Here is a 4,131-nt window from a genome sequence, read left to right as displayed (position 1 = left end):
GCCGTTGTCGCGCCCGCCTGCCGCAATCGCCGCCTCGTAGAACGCATCGACTTCGGCCCGGCTTCGCGCCGCAAAGGCATAGTGGCGGCCGGCGCCTGCCGCTGCCTCATGCAACCAGAAGACCGGCCGTTCCCGCCCGTAGCCGCCGACCTTCGCGCCGCCGGTATGTTCCGCCGGCACCATCATCAGAAGCGAGGCGCCAAGGGGCGCAAAGGCTTCGTCGTAAAACGACTTCGCCCGATCGAAATCCGTGACGGGAATGCCTGTGTGGTCGATCATCGCCCCAATTCCTCCTTCACGCCTCGCCGACGGTCGAGCTACCGTTTCACGTCCCAGGTCGTTACCCGCTCGCCGGTCGCCGGGTCCTTGCCGTCCTTGAGCTGAACACCCCGCGCCAGAAGGTCGTCGCGGATCCTGTCGGCCTCCGTGAAGTTCTTCGCCTTCAACAGGTCGAGGCGGGCCCGCACACGGCTGTCGATATCGCGCACCAGCCCCTCGTCCAGCTCGACCGCCTCAGGCACCACGCCGAGCAGTGCGGCGCTTGCTGCAAACGTGCCCAGCAGCTTCGGATCGGCGGACGCTTTCTGGGCGAGCGCATGCAGCGCCTGGACCGCAGCAACCGTGTTGAGGTCGTCGGCAAGGGCTGCGAGCACGGCCGGATCGACCTCGCCCTTCGCGTCGCCGGGCACCGGCCACTTGGACAGGAGGTGCTCGGCCTCCTCCAGCCGCTTCACCGAGAAATCGATCGGCTCGCGGTAGTGCGTCATCAGCATGGCGAGCCGCAGCACGTCGCCCGGCCATTGGCGCCCGGCAAACTTTTCCGTGTGCAGCAGTTCGTAGATGGTCACGAAATTGCCCTCGGACTTCGACATCTTGCGGCCTTCGACCTGCAGGAAGCCGTTGTGCATCCAGACATTCGCCATCACTTGCGTGCCGTGGGCGCAGCGCGACTGGGCGATCTCGTTTTCGTGGTGCGGGAAGATCAGGTCGAGCCCGCCGCCGTGGATGTCAAAGACTTCGCCGAGATAGCGGCTGCTCATGGCCGAGCATTCGATGTGCCAGCCAGGGCGACCCCTGCCCCAGGGGCTCTCCCAGCCCGGTTCGTTGTCGGTCGAGAGTTTCCACAACACGAAGTCGCCGGGGTTCTTCTTGTGCGCTTCGACGGCAACGCGGGCACCAGCCTGCTGCTCGTCGAGATTGCGCTTCGACAGCTGGCCGTAGTCGGCCATCGACTTCGTGTCGAACAGCACCTCGCCGCTCGCCTTATAGGCATGGCCCTTGGCGATCAGCTTCTCGATGATCTCGATCATCTGAGCAATGTTGTCGGTCGCGCGCGGCTGCACGTCCGGGTCGAGGCTGCCGAGCGACTTGGCGTCGGCCAGGAACTGCGTTTCGGTCTTCTCCGTCACCCGCCGGATCGCATCGTTGAGCGGAAGGGTCGGGTAGTCGCGCAGCGCCCGCGCGTTGATCTTGTCGTCGACGTCGGTGATGTTACGCGCATAGGTGACGTGCTCGGCACCATAGACCTGCCGCAGCAGGCGGAAGAGCACGTCGAAGACGATGACCGGCCGGGCATTGCCAATGTGGGCATAGTCATAGACCGTCGGGCCGCAGACATACATGCGGACGTTATCAGGGTCGATCGGCCGGAACTCGACCTTCTCCCGCGTCAGCGTGTTGTACAGCTTCAAAGTCGGCGTTCCGCCCATTCCCATTCTCCAATACGCATACGACCGTCAAAACCACGGCGCCCGGGAGGCCCGCGCGTTTGTCATCTTGGATTTTAGGAGACGAAAACGGCCAGGCCAGCGGGACGCTAGCGAATAATCTTCCGGCAGATAATGCAGGTAACCGTTTTCATAGGTTCACTTATCGCGCGTCGCCCGTGCCCGGTCAAGAGGTCAGCCGCATGCAAGCACAGTCGGCTATCGAAACCGAAAAGGCGGTCATGGATTTGTCATGATTGGGCATATCTGAGATCGCCACGCGGAAAACAGATTCGCGGTGTAGTTGGTTCTGCACCACGGCGCCTGTTTCCGGAGAGCAGGGAGGAGCACCGTTTTCGCGCCGAACGACGAAAACGGAATGTGTCCGGTTCAGGCAAGCATCAAGGAGTGAGTTGAAGTGAAAGCCGCCAAGACCAAAGATACCGTCAAGTCCGCCAATCTCGTCGAACAGTACCGCCCGCTCGGCCTGAAGGCCGTACTCGCAGCCGCGTTGCAGGCCAAGGCAAAGCCGACGATCAAGCTCGCCAAGCGGCCAGCCTGATCCCAAAGGACTGCTCCCTCAAAACAGCGACATCTGCCCGTTATCGGGCGCGGCCGGTTTGCTCCTGCCCTTCGGGTCGCCATCCAGCATTGTCGCCGGCGTTACCGCCGCCTGGATATCGGGACCGGTATTGGCGACCTTGTTGACCTTGTCGGATATCGGGATCGCCTCGAAATAGTCATCGGCCACGGGGCCAAAGAGATCGGTAACTTCGCGCGGCTCCTGCGTCCTGCAGTCCAGCCAGCGGGAAAAATCCTCCGGCTGAATGACGACAGGCATCCGGTCGTGGATCTGGCGGATTGCAGCGTTGGCCGCCGTCGTCAGGATGGCGGCCGTATCGACTTCCGAGCCGTTGGCCGAAGACCAGGTCTCCATCAGGCCGGCAAAGGCGACGATCCCGCCTTTCCTCGGACGCACCCAATAGGCCTGCGAGGGCTCGCGGCTGCCCTTCGGCGGCCGCCGCCATTCGTAAAAGCCGGATGCCGGGATCAGAACCCGGCGGTGCCGCATGGCGGCGCGAAACGACGCCTTTTCGATCGCCGATTCGGCGCGGGCATTGATCAAAAGCGGAAACTCGCGCGGATCCTTGACCCATCCGGGCATGAATCCCCAGCGCACCAGCAACGCCCTGCGCTCCGGCAGGTTGCTGCCGGGCCCTGCGCGCTCACCGGCCACCACGACCATGATCGGCTGGGTCGGCGCGATGTTGAAGCGTGCGGGAAAGTCCTCGCTTTCCAGCAGCGCAAACAATTCCATCAATTCTTCGGGTGTCGCCGTCAGCGCAAAACGTCCGCACATGACATCGGTGTGGCACTTCACGTAGGATGGGTCAACGCTACCGAGACGATTTGATTCCTTCATGCCGACCAAGCCCGAACTCGCCTCTTCCGTCATCCTTGAACGCGACGGCCGCTATCTGCTGGTCCGCCGCGCCAACCCGCCGTCGGCCGACATGTATGCCTTTCCCGGCGGACGCGCCGAGCCCGGCGAAACGCCAGCCGAAACGGCGCTGCGGGAGCTTCTGGAGGAGACTGGCATTACGGCCCGCGATCCGGTGCTGTTTGAAACCTACGACTTGCCCGGCAAGGAATCGGAAGGGCGGCATTTCCTGCTCTCCGTCTTCAGGGCTGAGGCCGATCGCGAGGCGGTCGCCGTCGCCAGCGACGATGCGGCAGGCCTCGGCTGGTTCACCCCTGAGGAGATCTACGCTCTGCCGATTCCCGACAGCGTGCGCGAGTGCGTGGAAAGACTGGCGGCCATGAGCAAGCAGGCGGCGCATGTCGGCGACGGCCTTGAAACCGCCGCCAATTCGGGCTTGAAGAAGCCATGATCACTGCCTCGATCCTTGCAAGGCTTGCCCTCGTCGGCGTCGCCCTGACCGCTGCGACGGATGCCGCGGCGCAAAAGGCGCCGGCCAAAGAGGCGGCCAAGACCGAGACGGTGGCCCCCGCCCCTGTCGTCGTCGAAGAGAAGCCCACGCCGTACGATCAGCGGCTGATAAGGCTGTCGGAGATCCTCGGTTCCGTTCACTATCTCAGGAACCTGTGCGTCAAGGAGCCCGAGGATGTGTGGCGTCGCTCGACGCAGGAACTGATCGACAAGGAGACGGCCAACGAGGTCAAACGGCGCGAAAGAATGACCGCCGCCTTCAACCGCGGCTACCGCACTTTCGCCTCGGTTTACACAACCTGTACGGGTCCGGCGATCGTCGCCGAGCAGCGTTATCGTGCCGAAGGCGCAACACTTGCGTCAGAAATCGTCGCCCGCTTTGGAAATTAGCAATAAATTAACCTCTTTTCTCACGACCCCGTGTCGTTTCGGGAAAAGGCTGCTAAGTTCGTTAAGAGAGTGGTAAGAAGTGGC

The 4,131-nt window shown here is 63.0% G+C and carries 6 protein-coding genes; 3 read left to right on the top strand and 3 right to left on the bottom strand.

Annotated elements, in window-relative coordinates:
• Together VGO12_RS00050 and cysS are read right to left on the bottom strand one after the other, a co-directional pair.
• Positions 1 to 279, bottom strand: a 279-nt coding sequence (locus tag VGO12_RS00050) for a VOC family protein (protein WP_327510710.1), incomplete at its 3' end; no start/stop codon positions are given.
• Positions 280 to 317: 38 nt separating this feature from the next.
• Complete coding sequence (gene cysS, locus VGO12_RS00045; protein WP_327510709.1) at positions 318 to 1,709, bottom strand: cysteine--tRNA ligase; 1,392 nt, start codon at positions 1,707 to 1,709, stop codon at positions 318 to 320.
• Positions 1,710 to 2,124: 415 nt separating this feature from the next.
• On the opposite strand from cysS, the gene VGO12_RS00040 reads away from it, so the two are divergent.
• On the top strand, positions 2,125 to 2,268 hold the full coding sequence (locus VGO12_RS00040; protein ID WP_327510708.1) for a hypothetical protein: 144 nt from the start codon (positions 2,125 to 2,127) through the stop codon (positions 2,266 to 2,268).
• An 18-nt stretch (positions 2,269 to 2,286) separates the two neighbouring features.
• Here VGO12_RS00040 and VGO12_RS00035 read toward each other — a convergent pair whose 3' ends face one another.
• Positions 2,287 to 3,066 (bottom strand): SOS response-associated peptidase, encoded by a 780-nt coding sequence (locus VGO12_RS00035; RefSeq protein ID WP_327510711.1) that lies wholly within the window; start codon positions 3,064 to 3,066, stop codon positions 2,287 to 2,289.
• Between the two features lie 61 nt (positions 3,067 to 3,127).
• On the opposite strand from VGO12_RS00035, the gene VGO12_RS00030 reads away from it, so the two are divergent.
• Together VGO12_RS00030 and VGO12_RS00025 are read left to right on the top strand one after the other, a co-directional pair.
• Positions 3,128 to 3,598, top strand: coding sequence for an NUDIX hydrolase (locus tag VGO12_RS00030; protein WP_327510707.1), 471 nt, complete (start codon positions 3,128 to 3,130; stop codon positions 3,596 to 3,598).
• Entirely contained in the window at positions 3,595 to 4,047 is a 453-nt protein-coding gene (locus VGO12_RS00025) for a TIGR02301 family protein (RefSeq protein ID WP_327510706.1), read from the top strand. The genes VGO12_RS00030 and VGO12_RS00025 overlap by 4 nt, the downstream gene beginning before the upstream one ends.
• Positions 4,048 to 4,131 lie beyond the last annotated feature (84 nt).

The sequence above is a fragment of the Ensifer sp. genome, assembly GCF_035999135.1.
Lineage (GTDB): Bacteria > Pseudomonadota > Alphaproteobacteria > Rhizobiales > Rhizobiaceae > Ensifer.
The sequence above is the reverse complement of the archived record's forward strand: the minus strand, read 5'-3'. Positions and strand labels throughout refer to the sequence as shown.